The following is a 12387-nucleotide window of genomic DNA, read 5'->3' as shown; positions in this document are numbered from 1 at the left end:
GTTGGGGATGAGTTCTAGTCGGCGTCGAGGGCGATGATCGCCTTCGCGAGCTTGCGCAGGTGTTTGAGCTGCTTCGAGGTCGACTCGTCAAGGGCGCGGTCCTCGGCGTCGGTCACGATGTCGGCGAGCTTCTTCTGGGCCGCCCGCCCCTTCTTCGTCGCGGCGACGATCTGTCGGCGGCGGTCCTTCTGGTCGCGTTCACGCTTGACCCAGGAGTGCCTCTCGAGGCCGTCGATCAGCCGGACCATGTCCGAGGCGTCCACGGCCAGGAGTTCGCACAGCGCGGTCTGGCTGGCCGCCGACTCCTCGACCAGGCAGGTGAGCACCCAGTACTCACGGAGTCCGGTCTTCTCGTCGGCGAGGGCTCTCTCGACCTCGTCGCGGGTGCGTCTGCGGAGACGCTCGAGCTGGAATGAGGGGGATTCGAGGAGTGCTGTGGGAACAAGGGGTGTCGCTGCCATACCGTTGATACTAGCTTTCCAACATGGCGAACGTAAAACGTTGGTAGACATCCATCATTGCGTGTCGCCGTGACCCTGCGATGCGGGTCAGGTACCGGGAATCTCCATGGGAAGCTCCGCGGCGCGCCACGCCGACGTGCCACCCTCGACATTGATCGCGTCGATGCCGCGATGCTCGAGGTACTCACAGACACGGGCCGATCGGCCGCCCGAGAGGCAGATGACGTAGAGGTCACGATCCCGGTCGATCTCGTCGAGGCGACCGACGATCTCGCTCATCGGCACGTTGACCGCACCCGTCGCGTGACCGTCCGCGAACTCGTCGGCCTCCCGGACGTCGATGAGCTGGGCGTCGGACGGGACGGCGGAGGGGAGAACGGTTTTCATGTGTCGATCCTTCATGTGGGGGTGTCGGCTGCTGTCCGGGTTTCGCCCGCGGGCACGCCCCGGACAGCAGCAGTTTACCTGCGTTCACGGTGCATCCGGCGGAATCACGGACCCGAACGGGGCTGGCTCTCCGGGCCATCGCGGCCCGATTCCGTCGGTCAACGGTCCGGTGTCGCGTGAGGTCAATAGACTGGGTACATGCAGGGAACCCGTTCGACGATGTTCAACTTCGGCTGGCCACTCGTGGTCGCCCTCATCCTCCTCGTCATCATCGCCGCTGTCCTGGCCAGGATCGGCCGGACCGAACACGCGCCGGTCATTCCCTGGGCGGCCGTCCGGGCGACGGTCCAGCTGCTGATTCTGGGGCTCGTCCTCGACTTCGCGGTGAGTCGTGCATGGGCGGTCGTGCTGTTTCTCATCGCGATCACGCTCACCGCGGCGGAGACAGCCCACGGACGCATCCGGGTGGCCCGCGTCGGTCAGCACGTTCCGCGCAGGGACCGCCCCCGACTGTCCCCGGGCCGTCGGATCCGGGAGATCCTGATACTCACGGTCCCGGTGGGGCTCGGCCCGTTCCTGCTGGTCGGTGCGCTGCTGCTGACCGGGATCCTGGACATGCGCGGGATCGCGGTGATCCCCGTCGCCGGCATCCTCATCGGGCACGGGATGGCGGTCTCCGCCCTGACCGGTCGCCGCGTGCACGAGGAGCTCCGCGCCGGGCGGGGCGAGGTCGAGGCCGCGCTCTCGCTCGGATTCACCGACGGACAGGCGCGGATGCTCGTCGCCGAGCGCGCGGCGAGCGCCGCGCTCGTGCCCACCATCGACACGACCAAGACCGTGGGCATGGTCACCATCCCCGGTGCCTTCGTCGGCATGGTCCTGGGTGGTGCGACGCCCATGGAGGCCGGGATCATGCAGCTGTTCGTGATCATCGCGATCCTCGCGGTCGCCACCGCGGCACTGACGATCACCGAGTACCTCGTGGTGTGGCGCCTGATCTGACCTGCGCACCGGCCCCGACAAGGCGTCCGGGCCGCCGCACCTTCCGCCCTCGCCGGTCCCCGCGGTAGACCGGTACCGACGGGTGCGCCGTACACGTGGCCCTACGAGGGGCAACTAATCGGAGTCCTTGTGCCGGTGGGGCCAGCCCCGCTTTCCGCGGGAGCGCCGTTCCTTCCCCGGAGGTTTTGGGGGAGCGGCCGGTGGCTGGTCCCCGGCGGCGGCCAGGTGCCGCAGCAGCTGCTCCTGCTGTTCGGTCATCCGGCTGAGCTGGCTCCGGAGCTGGCTGACCTCTCGGCGCAGCCCCTTGAGCTCCCGGGTGACCACCCGCTGCTGGTCCTGCATCGCGGCGGTGTCCTCGTCCTCGACCTGCTGGACCAGCCACGACGCGAATGTCGCGGTGACGACACCGGCGACCGCGATGCCACCGAGCATCACCCCGATGCCGATGTAGCGCCCCGCGGTGGTCACCGGTGTGATGTCGCCGTAGCCGACCGTCGTCACGGTCACGATGGACCACCAGACGGCGTCGAAGAAGGTGGAGATCTGGGAGTCGGCGTTGCCGTGCTCGACGTCGTAGATGGACAGCGCTGAGATCAGGATCAGCAGCACCGAGGCGACACCGGTGTAGGCCGCGACCGTGACCCGCTTGTTCGACGCCGAGAACCGCTGAACCAGGAAGATCACCGGCAGGATCCGCAGCAGCCGAAGCGGCCGGAACCAGGGCAGCACGACCAGGAGGAACTCGTGGAAGTGCCGCCAGAACCAGCGGACCCGGCGCTCGGCGAGGTAGAGCCGCGCGACGTAGTCGACGATGAATGCCCACCAGGTCAACCACATGCCGTACTCGGCGATGCGGGTCCAGCGGGCGTCGGCCCGTCCGATCGAGGCCCAGATGAACAGCACCAGGAACAGGATGGAGACGATGATCATCGGCCCCTCGACCTTCGCCTCCCACCGCTGCTGCGCGGGTGCGTCCTCGGGGATCTCCGGGTGGAAGACCGCGAGGTAGGCGTACTTCAGGCGGGCCGGGAAGGACACTCCCTGATCCGGGTCCGCTGTGGTCCGGGTGCTCTCGTCTGGGGTGGCGGGCATGACGAACAGTCTGCCATGCCCGGGTTTCTAGCCCTTGTAGCGCTCGATGGAGGCCTGCAGGATCTTCTCCGCCTCCGCCTTGTCGCCCCAGCCCGCGCCCTGGACCTCTTTGCCGGGCTCGAGGTCCTTGTAGTGGACGAAGAAGTGCTCGATCTCGTCCCGCACGAAGGAAGACACGTCGTCGATGTCCTGCAGGTGGTCGAAGCGCGGATCATCCAGCACGCAGAGCAGCTTGTCGTCGCCGCCGGCCTCGTCCGTCATCTTGAACACACCGACGGTCCGGGCCTTGACGATGACACCGGGGAGGAGCGGCTCGGGCAGGATCACCAGCGCGTCCATCGGGTCGCCGTCCTCACCGAGGGTGTGGTCGATGAAGCCGTAGTCGGCGGGGTACGCCATCGGGGTGAACAGGTAGCGGTCCAGGTAGACCTTGCCCGTCTCGTGGTCGACCTCGTACTTGTTGCGGGAGCCCTTGGGGATCTCGATCGTGACTTCGATGCTCATGGCGTGTGTTGCCGTGTTCCTTTCCCCGCATCCACCCGACCACGGACCGGGAAGGTGCCGCGTGAGGTGACGCAGGATCGACTGCTGTGGACTGGAGAACGGGGCGGGGGGACCCGGACCCGTGACCACTCCATCCTAGCCTCGACGGTGCACCGGCCCGGTGCGGTGCACTAGGATCAGGCCCGCAACGGAAACGACCGGCGTCCCGGATGTGCGACGCCGGGCGAGGCTCGGAGAGGGAAGTCATGGCGCGCAGGGACGGGTGGTGGGTGATCTCCGCCGTCCTGGTGGTGGCGACCGCGGGTGGGGTGTCCACCGTCGCTGCGCTCAAGGCCGAGGCCGACCGGGCGCTCACCCACGCGGCACCGCTCACGATCGCCCGCCCCACCGAGGTATTCACCCCGGTACCGACCGACGGCGATTCCACCGGTGCCGACCCGGCGGCGGCGGAAGTGGTCGCGCGCCTCGACACCTTCGCCGCCGATCCCCGCCTCGGGCACCTCGTCGGATCCGTCACCGACGCGACGACCGGTGAGGTGATCTGGAGCCGTGAGCCGGACCAGCCGGTGCGTCCGGCATCCACCGTGAAACTACTCACCGCGGCCGCGGCGCTGCTGACGTTCGGGCCGGAACACACCGTCACGACCTCCGTCGTCGAGGGCGCGGAACCCGGTACCGCCGTACTCGTCGGCGCGGGGGACGTCGACCTGGGGGCGGAGAAACTGGACGAACTCGCGGAGGCCGTCCGGGTGCAGTTCCCGGGCGACGGACCGGTGGACGTCTTCGTGGACACGTCCCGGTGGTCCGCTGACGACTTCGCCCCCGGCTGGTTCCGTGACGACATCGCGGCCGGCTACATCGCCCCCATGGAACCGGTGATGATGAACCGGGGACTCGTCGATCCCGCGAACCCCCACGGGCCACGTAGCGCCGAACCGGCGGTCGACGTCTCCCGGGCGCTGGGGGAGCGGCTGGGGGCCCGGCGTTTCGGCTACACCACGGCACCCCACGATGCCCGCGTGTTGGCATCGGTCACCTCGGCACCGCTGCTCGACCGGCTGGAACTGATGATGCGGACGAGCGACAACGTCGCGGCAGAGGCCCTCGGCCGGGAGCTGGCGCTGAGCCGCGGGCTGCCCGCAGACTCCGCGGGCGCCGGGCGGGCGGTGCTCGACATTCTCCGGGAGCAGGGGTTCGACGTGACCGGTGCCCGACTCGACGACACGTCGGGGCTGTCCGGGGAGGACGAGGCGACGACCGGGCTCCTCGACGCCTTGCTCACCGCCGCCGCGCGCGGCACGGAGCTCCGGCCGCTGCTGGACACCCTCCCCGTCGCGGCGGCGACGGGGACGCTGGCAAACCGCTTCGACGGGTCCGTGGGACGTGGCTGGGTGCGGGCCAAGACCGGGACACTCACCGACACCTCCGCGCTCGCGGGCACGGTGACGTCCGCGGACCGTCGGGTCTACACCTTCGCGTTCATCTCCAACGACTCGGAGATCCTGCCGGCCAGGGACGCCCTGGACGTCCTGGCCTCCACGCTGCGGGCCGGGTGACCGGCGGGTGCCCGCCCGGATCGGGGATGTGCCGGTTCCCCGTACCTGCCCGCACTTTCTCACCCTGCGCCACGCGGTCAGGCGGGTCGAGGCCCCCGGCCGAGCCGCGGTGCTCGGGGTGTCCGGTGGGCCGGATTCCCTGATGCTCGCGGCGGCCGCCCGCGCCGAGGGGGTGGTCGTGCACGCGGTCTGCGTCGACCACGGGCTGCAGCCCGGGAGTGGGGAGCAGGCGGAGCGCGCCGCCGCCCAGGTGCGTTCTATGGGGGGAACCGCCGAGGTCGCCGTCGTCGACCCGTCCGGGTTCACCGGTGGGACCGAGGCGGCGGCCCGTGCCGCGCGCTACCGGGTCCTCGGTGCCGTCGCCGCCCGTCTCGGTACCGCGCTGTGGGTCGGGCACACCCTCGACGACCGTGCCGAGACCCTGCTGCTCGCGGCGCTCCGCGGCAACCCCGGCGGCCTGGCGGAGGAGGGTACCGTCCCCGGAACCGCGGACGCGGAGAACCCCGTCCCGCTGATCCGCCCCTTCCTCGGCGTCCGCCGCGCGGACACCGTCGGCGCGGCCCGGGAGCTCGGCCTGACGCCGTGGCACGACCCGCACAACAGCGACACCGCCTTCCGCCGGGTTGCGCTCCGGAGGGAGATCCTGCCGGCGCTCGCCGAAGTCGTCGGGGGAGACCCGGCTCCCGCTCTCGCCGAGGCATCCGCCAAGGCGACGCAGGACTCCGAGCTGCTCGACCGCCTCGCCGATGACGTGCTCCGCAGGCACCGCGACGGTGCCGGGGACAGTGGGGCGGACATTCTGCCCGTCGGAGTCGGGACCGAGCACCCGGCGCTGCGGCGCAGGATCATCGCCCGGTTTCTCCGGGACCACGGGGTGGTCGTCAGCACCCGCGGAATCTCCGGCGTCGACGCGCTTCTCGGTGACTGGCACGGGCAGGGGCCGGTCGCGGTGGGTGGAACCGCCGACGGGCGCAGGTTGGTTGTGGCGCGCCGTGGTGGCATTCTGACTGTGAGCACGCGCTGAAGGACACTCTGTGACCGGGCTCACCGTGCCGCGAGCGAACGACGACGAAGGGTCGAGACACACCATGCACGAACAGCAGAACAACCCTGTCCCCGACGGGCCCTACGGAACCGACGTGGAGAAGGTCCTCGTCACCGAGGCCGACCTGCAGCGCCGGGTCGCGGAGATGGCGGCGAAGGTCTCCGCCGAACACGCCGACGACGAGCAGGACCTCATCCTCATCGGGGTCCTCAAGGGGGCCGTCTTCTTCATGACCGATTTCGCCCGCGCGCTGACGATCCCCTCCCAGATGGAGTTCATGGCGGTGTCCTCCTACGGCAACGCCAGTTCATCGTCCGGCGTCGTCCGGATCCTGAAGGACCTCGACCGCAACATCGCCGGCCGCAACGTCCTCATCGTGGAGGACATCATCGACTCCGGGCTCACGCTCTCCTGGCTGATCAAGAACCTGAGGAGCCGTGGACCGAAGACCCTCGAGGTCATCTCCCTGCTCCGCAAGCCGGAGGCGGTGAAGGCGAAGGTCGACTTCTCCGACATCGGGTTCGACATCCCGAATGAATTCGTCGTCGGCTACGGCCTCGACTACGCCGAGCGCTACCGTGACCTGCCCTATGTCGGTAGCCTGCATCCGAGCGTCTACGCAGACTGACCGCGCCGGGCGGTCGCCCGGCACGGCCCGGGTACCCTGTGTGTGAGCTGCGCCGGGAATGATTCTCCGGCGCCCCGTCCACCGGCACGCTGTCCGTGCCCCGCAACGACTTGAAAAGAAAGGGCCCGGCGACCGCGCCCCGACGACACGACACAGCAGTCGGGACCGTCCGCCGGCTTGGCTTGTGAATGGATAACAAGAAACTGCTGAGGATCGGCGCGATCGCCGCCGTCATCCTCGTCGCCCTGTACGTGATGACCGTGCTGACCGACGACACCCGTGCCTACCGCAAGGTGGACACCTCCGTCGCGCTGGCACAGCTGGACGAGCACAACGTCGCCGAGGCCCAGATCGACGACCGTGAGCAGCAGATCCGGCTGAAGCTCAAGGAGGACATCACCGTCGAGGAGCAGGACGGCATCAGCGAGATCATCGCCGAGTACCCGGCACGGACCACCCCGGTCATCTTCGACAGGGTGCAGGCGGCCGACGCGGAGAAGTTCACCACCAAGGTCACCCGCGAGAGCTTCCTCGGGTCGATGTTCAGCGTCATGCTGCCGATGCTCATCGTCTTCGGTCTGCTGATCTTCTTCTTCTCCCGCATGCAGGGCGGCGGCATGGGCATGCTGGGCATCGGCGGATCCCGGGCCAAGCAGCTCACCAAGGACATGCCCACCAACACCTTCGAGGACGTCGCCGGTGCCGACGAGGCCGTCGACGAACTCCACGAGATCAAGGACTTCCTCCAGGACCCCTCGCGCTACGAGGCCCTGGGGGCGAAGATCCCGCGCGGCGTCCTCCTGTACGGCCCGCCCGGAACCGGTAAGACGCTGCTCGCCCGCGCCGTCGCCGGTGAGGCCGGCGTCCCGTTCTACTCGATCTCCGGCTCGGACTTCGTGGAGATGTTCGTCGGCGTCGGTGCGTCCCGCGTCCGCGACCTGTTCAAGCAGGCCCGCGAGAACAGCCCCTGCATCATCTTCGTCGACGAGATAGACGCCGTCGGACGCCAGCGCGGCTCCGGCATGGGCGGCGGCCACGACGAACGGGAGCAGACCCTGAACCAGCTGCTCGTCGAGATGGACGGTTTCGGCGACCGCGAGGGCGTCATCCTCATCGCCGCCACGAACCGCCCCGACATCCTCGACCCCGCGCTCCTGCGCCCCGGCCGCTTCGACCGCCAGATCCCGGTCACGAACCCGGACCTCAAGGGCCGCGAGATGATCCTCAAGGTCCACGCCAAGGGCAAGCCGCTGGCTCCGGACGCGGACCTGAATTCCCTGGCCAAGCGGACCGCCGGCATGTCCGGCGCCGATCTCGCCAACGTACTCAACGAGGCGGCGCTGCTGACCGCGCGCATCGGCGGCAACGTCATCACCGCCGACGCCCTCGAGGAGGCAACCGACCGCGTCGTCGGCGGCCCGCGCCGTTCCAGCAAGATCATCTCCGAGCACGAGAAGAAGGTCACCGCCTACCACGAGGGCGGCCACACCCTCGCCGCCTGGGCGATGAAGGACATCGAACGCGTCTACAAGGTCACCATCCTCGCCCGCGGCCGTACCGGTGGCCACGCCATGACCGCGGCCGAGGACGACAAGGGCATGTACAACCGCTCCGAGCTGTTCGCCCGGCTGGTGTTCTCGATGGGTGGCCGTGCGGCCGAGGAACTCGTCTTCGGCCAGCCCACCACCGGTGCGTCCTCCGACATCGAGCAGGCCACCAAGATCGCCCGTGCGATGGTCACCGAGTACGGCATGTCCCCGGAGCTCGGCACCGTGAAGTACGGCGAGGAACAGGGCGACCCCTTCTCCGGCCGTGGCTCCGGTGGCAGCCTCGACTACTCGCCGACCGTCGCCGCCACGATCGACCAGCAGACCCGGTATCTTCTCGACAAGGCACACCGGGAGGCGTACGCCATCCTGCGGGACAACCGGGAGACCCTCGACCGGCTCGCCGGGAAACTCCTGGAGAAGGAGACCCTGCGCCGACCCGACCTGGAGGCGCTGTTCACCGACATCACCCCGCGGGAACCGCTCGAGGTCTTCACGGGCGAGGACACCGACTACCCGCGCCAGTTCGGCCATGAACCGGTGAAGACCCCCACGGAACTCGCCATCGAACGCGGAGAGGAACCGCCGAAGAAGTTCTCCCTGCTGGAGATGTCGAAGGCCGCCCGCGCCCGCCGTGAACGGCAGCTCGCGGCCCAGAGCGGACCCGGACCGGACCGGACCCCGCAGGGGAGCCCGGAAACCGGGGGACAGTCGCAGCAGAACCGGAACCCCGGTCCGGAGCGGCCGGGCGACACGGGCTTCGGCTACGGTGACGCGACGGGCTCACACGCGGTCGATCCCGTCCGGGAAGCCGGCGACGGAGGCGCCGCGCCCACCGGCAGGCACGCTCTGCCGCCCCGGGGTGGGAATCCCGTCGACACCGACACCTCCACCCCCGCCTACGGCGGAACCCCGCCGCCGCCCGGCTGGTCCGCCCCCGGCTGGCCGCCGCGCGACGGATCCCGCCCCAACCCCTACGCGGCCGGTGCGGGTCGGGGAACGTCGGAACGCCGTGCACCGGAGGAACACCCCGGGATGGCTTCCTACGGCCCCGGCGAACCGGAGAACGGGACGGACGGGGTGCAGACCTTCGCCGCACCCGGGGACGGTGAGCTGATCGGTTTCCGGCTGCCCGACCACGAACAGCCCGAACACGCGCAGGAGGGGGATGACCGCTCCGACGCGCCGGACGATCGCGACGGGAACGTCTCGGAGGCCCCCTCGTCCAGCCCGACGGACGTGATCGACCTCGGGGAGACCACCAGCGAACCGCCCAGGGAGGACGACGATGAGCGACGGGATTGATCTGGAGCGCGCCGCCGCGGCGGTACGGGAACTGCTCATCGCGGTGGGGGAGGACCCCGACCGGGAGGGGCTGAAGGAGACCCCCGGCCGCGTCGCCCGGGCGTACGCCGAGGTTTTCGCGGGACTGCACGCCGACCCTTCCGAGGTGCTCGCCAAGACCTTCAACGAGGACCACCAGGAACTCGTCCTCGTGCGGGACATCCCCATCTACTCGACCTGTGAGCACCATCTGGTGCCGTTCTTCGGGGTGGCGCACATCGGCTACATCCCCGGGAAGAGTGGGCGGGTCACCGGACTGTCCAAGCTCGCGCGGCTGGCGGATCTCTACGCCAAGCGTCCCCAGGTCCAGGAACGCCTCACCCGGCAGATCGCCGATGCGCTGGTCGACCGGCTCGATCCGCAGGCGGTCATCGTCGTGATCGAGTGCGAACACCTGTGCATGGCGATGCGCGGGATCCGCAAGCCCGGGGCCACGACCATGACCTCGGCGGTCCGTGGCGGATTCCAGCACAACGCCGCGTCCCGCGCCGAGGCGCTGAGCCTCATCCGGGCGAAGCAGTGAACGCGGGCGCCGTCACACGGACACCCCGCCGGTCGCCCGACGGGCTCCCCGTCCGGGACCGGTGCCTGGTCATGGGCATCGTCAACGTCACGGAGGACTCCTTCTCCGACGGCGGCCGCTACCTCGACCCCGAGGTGGCGGTCGCGCACGCCCGCGAGCTCGTCGCACTGGGAGCGGACATCATCGACGTCGGCGGGGAGTCGACCCGCCCCGGCGCCGTCCGGGTCGACCCGGACGTGGAACTGCGCCGGACCGCCCCGGTGATCCGTGCCCTCGCCGAAGAGGGGATCCCCACGTCGGTGGACACGATGCGGGCCGGCGTCGCCGCAGCCGCCGTGGAGGCGGGCGTCTCCCTGATCAACGACGTCTCCGGCGGCCAGGCTGACCCGGACATGTTCCGGGTGATGGCGCAGTCCGGGCTCCCGGTCTGCCTCATGCACTGGAAGACGGTCCGCTTCGGGGACGCCTCGGGGGCCGCGCACACCGACGGCGACGTGGTCGCCGACGTGAGGCGCCGGCTCGAGGGCCTCGCCGGGGAGGCGCAGGCCACGGGGATCGCCCCGCACAACATCATCATCGATCCCGGTCTCGGCTTCGCGAAGACCCCGGAGGACAACTGGGCGCTGCTCGCGGCGCTTCCGGAGTTCACCTCGGGGCCCTACCCTGTCCTCGTGGGCGCGTCCCGGAAACGGTTCCTCGCCGCGGTACGGAGCGACCGGGGACTGACGGGGTCCGCGGATCCCGCGACAGCGGCGGTCACCACGCTCTCCGCGCACCACGGCGCCTGGGCCGTCCGGGTCCACGACGTCGCGGTCTCCCGCGACGCGGTGGACGTCGCCGCCTCGTGGCGGAGGGCTGTCCGGGACACGAGTGAACACCAACTGGAAGGACGGGTTTCTCCCGAACATGGCTGACAGAATCGAACTCAGGGGACTGAAGGTACACGGGAGGCACGGTGTGCTGACCGCGGAACGGGCAGCGGGACAGGAGTTCATCGTCGACCTGACCTGCTGGCTGGACTTCACCGCCGCCGCGGCCGGCGACGACCTGGAACGCACCGTCGACTACTCCGAGCTCGCGCAGCTCGCGCACAAGATCGTCGCGGGCAGCCCCCGGGACCTCATCGAGACCGTCGCCGCGGAGATCGCGGACACGGCGATGGGGACATTCACGCAGCTCTACGCCATCGAGGTGACGGTGCACAAGCCACACGCACCGATTCCGCTCGACTTCGGTGACGTGGCCGTCGTGGCGCGGCGTTCCCGCGGCGGCCGGGGGCAGGGGCAGCCCTGATGCGCGCGGTCCTGTCAGTCGGAGCCAATCTCGACGACGCGGCCCGCGCCGTGGACGGCGTCCTGCGCCACTTCGCCCCGGAGACGGTCTCCGCTTCGCCGGTGTACGACACCGCCCCCTGGGGGGTGACCGATCAGCCGGATTTCGCCAACGCGGTCGTCATCATCGACACCACCGACGCGCCCGTGGAGCTGCTCGACCGCTGTCAGGCACTCGAGAACGCCGCCGGTCGGGTCCGTGAGCTCCGGTGGGGGCCCCGGACCCTGGACGTCGACATCGTGCAGTGCGTCGCCGCGGACGGATCCGAGATCCGCAGTGACACCGAGCGCCTCACGCTGCCGCACCCCCACGCCCATGAGCGGGCGTTCGTCCTGGTGCCGTGGCTCGCCGCCGACCCCGGTGCCGTGCTCGCCGGGGTGCCCGTGGCCACCCTGGTCGACCGGCTTCCGCCCGCGGACGTCGCCGGGGTGCGGCGACCGGAGGGGCGGCGGTCGTGAGGGCGACCCAGATACCGCTCCTCGTTGCGACGGCATTGTTCTGTGCCGGGGCCGCGGCGATACTGACCTGGCGTTTCTACGTGAATTTCATTCCGATATCGGTGACCGCGTCGGCCACCCTGTGGCTGATGGCCGGACTGTGCGGGGTGCTTGCGTGGCGCGTCCGGGTCCATCTGGACAAGGGACGGATAGGGCTCGACAGGAGCCAGCTCAACCCGATCACCGTCGCACAGTGGCTCGTCATCGGTAAGGCCTCGGCCTGGACGGGAAGCGTCGTCGGTGGGGCGTATCTGGGGATGTCGGTCTACGTCGTTCCGAGGTCGGGCACCTTGGTCGCCGCCTCCGACGATCTCCCCGGGGTCCTCGTCTCGTTCCTCGGGGGGCTCGCCATGGCCGTCGCCGGCGTGATCCTCGAGCGGAGCTGTGAGGTGCCGCCACCGTCGGACGGTGAGCCCGCGGCCGTCGCGTGACCGGGGATCAGTGTATCCCGCTGGTTCCGCCGGGCTCG

At 69.9% G+C, this 12387-nt stretch carries 14 protein-coding genes; 10 read left to right on the top strand and 4 right to left on the bottom strand.

Features of this window, described 5'->3' with window-relative positions; translation table 11 throughout:
- Window positions 1-14 precede the first annotated feature (14 nt).
- Together JIM95_RS10130 and JIM95_RS10125 are read right to left on the bottom strand one after the other, a co-directional pair.
- Complete coding sequence (locus tag JIM95_RS10130; protein ID WP_200256552.1) at window positions 15-461, bottom strand: MarR family winged helix-turn-helix transcriptional regulator; 447 nt, start codon at window positions 459-461, stop codon at window positions 15-17.
- An 87-nt stretch (window positions 462-548) separates the two neighbouring features.
- Complete coding sequence (locus tag JIM95_RS10125; RefSeq protein WP_200256554.1) at window positions 549-848, bottom strand: rhodanese-like domain-containing protein; 300 nt, start codon at window positions 846-848, stop codon at window positions 549-551.
- 198 nt (window positions 849-1046) lie between these two features.
- Between JIM95_RS10125 and JIM95_RS10120 the strand changes: the two genes are divergently transcribed.
- A complete protein-coding gene (locus tag JIM95_RS10120) occupies window positions 1047-1850 on the top strand; it encodes an ABC transporter permease (RefSeq protein WP_200256556.1) in 804 nt (267 codons plus the stop codon).
- Window positions 1851-1964: 114 nt separating this feature from the next.
- Here JIM95_RS10120 and JIM95_RS10115 read toward each other — a convergent pair whose 3' ends face one another.
- Together JIM95_RS10115 and JIM95_RS10110 are read right to left on the bottom strand one after the other, a co-directional pair.
- A complete protein-coding gene (locus JIM95_RS10115; protein ID WP_200256557.1) occupies window positions 1965-2942 on the bottom strand; it encodes a potassium channel family protein in 978 nt (325 codons plus the stop codon).
- Between the two features lie 27 nt (window positions 2943-2969).
- Window positions 2970-3446: an inorganic diphosphatase gene (locus JIM95_RS10110; protein WP_200256558.1), complete on the bottom strand. Its 477-nt coding sequence runs from the start codon at window positions 3444-3446 to the stop codon at window positions 2970-2972.
- Window positions 3447-3691: 245 nt separating this feature from the next.
- Between JIM95_RS10110 and dacB the strand changes: the two genes are divergently transcribed.
- From dacB to JIM95_RS10065, 9 genes are all read left to right on the top strand, one after another.
- On the top strand, window positions 3692-5002 hold the full coding sequence (dacB, locus tag JIM95_RS10105) for a D-alanyl-D-alanine carboxypeptidase/D-alanyl-D-alanine endopeptidase (protein ID WP_200256562.1): 1311 nt from the start codon (window positions 3692-3694) through the stop codon (window positions 5000-5002).
- Window positions 5003-5009: 7 nt separating this feature from the next.
- The gene (tilS, locus tag JIM95_RS10100; protein ID WP_200256575.1) at window positions 5010-6026 is read left to right on the top strand and encodes a tRNA lysidine(34) synthetase TilS; all 1017 of its coding nucleotides are present in this window, start codon (window positions 5010-5012) and stop codon (window positions 6024-6026) included.
- A 64-nt stretch (window positions 6027-6090) separates the two neighbouring features.
- Window positions 6091-6675 carry a hypoxanthine phosphoribosyltransferase gene (hpt, locus tag JIM95_RS10095; protein WP_200256746.1) on the top strand — a complete coding sequence of 195 codons (585 nt, stop codon included), beginning with the start codon at window positions 6091-6093 and terminating at the stop codon, window positions 6673-6675.
- 188 nt (window positions 6676-6863) lie between these two features.
- Window positions 6864-9527: an ATP-dependent zinc metalloprotease FtsH gene (ftsH, locus tag JIM95_RS10090; RefSeq protein WP_200256583.1), complete on the top strand. Its 2664-nt coding sequence runs from the start codon at window positions 6864-6866 to the stop codon at window positions 9525-9527.
- Window positions 9511-10089 carry a GTP cyclohydrolase I FolE gene (gene folE / locus JIM95_RS10085; RefSeq protein ID WP_200256585.1) on the top strand — a complete coding sequence of 193 codons (579 nt, stop codon included), beginning with the start codon at window positions 9511-9513 and terminating at the stop codon, window positions 10087-10089. Before ftsH ends, folE begins: the two co-directional genes overlap by 17 nt.
- A 71-nt stretch (window positions 10090-10160) precedes the next feature.
- On the top strand, window positions 10161-11003 hold the full coding sequence (gene folP, locus JIM95_RS10080; RefSeq protein WP_200256587.1) for a dihydropteroate synthase: 843 nt from the start codon (window positions 10161-10163) through the stop codon (window positions 11001-11003).
- Complete coding sequence (folB, locus tag JIM95_RS10075; protein ID WP_200256589.1) at window positions 10996-11382, top strand: dihydroneopterin aldolase; 387 nt, start codon at window positions 10996-10998, stop codon at window positions 11380-11382. The genes folP and folB overlap by 8 nt, the downstream gene beginning before the upstream one ends.
- Window positions 11382-11879: a 2-amino-4-hydroxy-6-hydroxymethyldihydropteridine diphosphokinase gene (gene folK / locus JIM95_RS10070; protein ID WP_200256591.1), complete on the top strand. Its 498-nt coding sequence runs from the start codon at window positions 11382-11384 to the stop codon at window positions 11877-11879. The genes folB and folK overlap by 1 nt, the downstream gene beginning before the upstream one ends.
- Window positions 11876-12349 carry a DUF3180 domain-containing protein gene (locus tag JIM95_RS10065; protein WP_200256593.1) on the top strand — a complete coding sequence of 158 codons (474 nt, stop codon included), beginning with the start codon at window positions 11876-11878 and terminating at the stop codon, window positions 12347-12349. Before folK ends, JIM95_RS10065 begins: the two co-directional genes overlap by 4 nt.
- The last annotated feature ends 38 nt before the right edge of the window (window positions 12350-12387 follow it).

The sequence above is a fragment of the Corynebacterium antarcticum genome, assembly GCF_016595285.2.
Classification (GTDB): Bacteria; Actinomycetota; Actinomycetes; order Mycobacteriales; family Mycobacteriaceae; genus Corynebacterium; species Corynebacterium antarcticum.
The sequence above is the reverse complement of the archived record's forward strand: the minus strand, read 5'-3'. Positions and strand labels throughout refer to the sequence as shown.

Excerpts from the sequence above, each read along its gene's own strand:
- JIM95_RS10110 (WP_200256558.1), bottom strand. The coding sequence starts at position 3,446 with ATGAGCATCGAAGTCACGATCGAGATCCCCAAGGGCTCCCGCAACAAG.
- folE (WP_200256585.1), top strand. The coding sequence starts at position 9,511 with ATGAGCGACGGGATTGATCTGGAGCGCGCCGCCGCGGCGGTACGGGAA.
- ftsH (WP_200256583.1), top strand. The coding sequence starts at position 6,864 with ATGGATAACAAGAAACTGCTGAGGATCGGCGCGATCGCCGCCGTCATC.
- JIM95_RS10125 (WP_200256554.1), bottom strand. The coding sequence starts at position 848 with ATGAAAACCGTTCTCCCCTCCGCCGTCCCGTCCGACGCCCAGCTCATC.
- JIM95_RS10130 (WP_200256552.1), bottom strand. The coding sequence starts at position 461 with ATGGCAGCGACACCCCTTGTTCCCACAGCACTCCTCGAATCCCCCTCA.
- hpt (WP_200256746.1), top strand. The coding sequence starts at position 6,091 with ATGCACGAACAGCAGAACAACCCTGTCCCCGACGGGCCCTACGGAACC.
- JIM95_RS10120 (WP_200256556.1), top strand. The coding sequence starts at position 1,047 with ATGCAGGGAACCCGTTCGACGATGTTCAACTTCGGCTGGCCACTCGTG.
- JIM95_RS10115 (WP_200256557.1), bottom strand. The coding sequence starts at position 2,942 with ATGCCCGCCACCCCAGACGAGAGCACCCGGACCACAGCGGACCCGGAT.
- dacB (WP_200256562.1), top strand. The coding sequence starts at position 3,692 with ATGGCGCGCAGGGACGGGTGGTGGGTGATCTCCGCCGTCCTGGTGGTG.
- folB (WP_200256589.1), top strand. The coding sequence starts at position 10,996 with ATGGCTGACAGAATCGAACTCAGGGGACTGAAGGTACACGGGAGGCAC.
- folK (WP_200256591.1), top strand. The coding sequence starts at position 11,382 with ATGCGCGCGGTCCTGTCAGTCGGAGCCAATCTCGACGACGCGGCCCGC.
- folP (WP_200256587.1), top strand. The coding sequence starts at position 10,161 with ATGGGCATCGTCAACGTCACGGAGGACTCCTTCTCCGACGGCGGCCGC.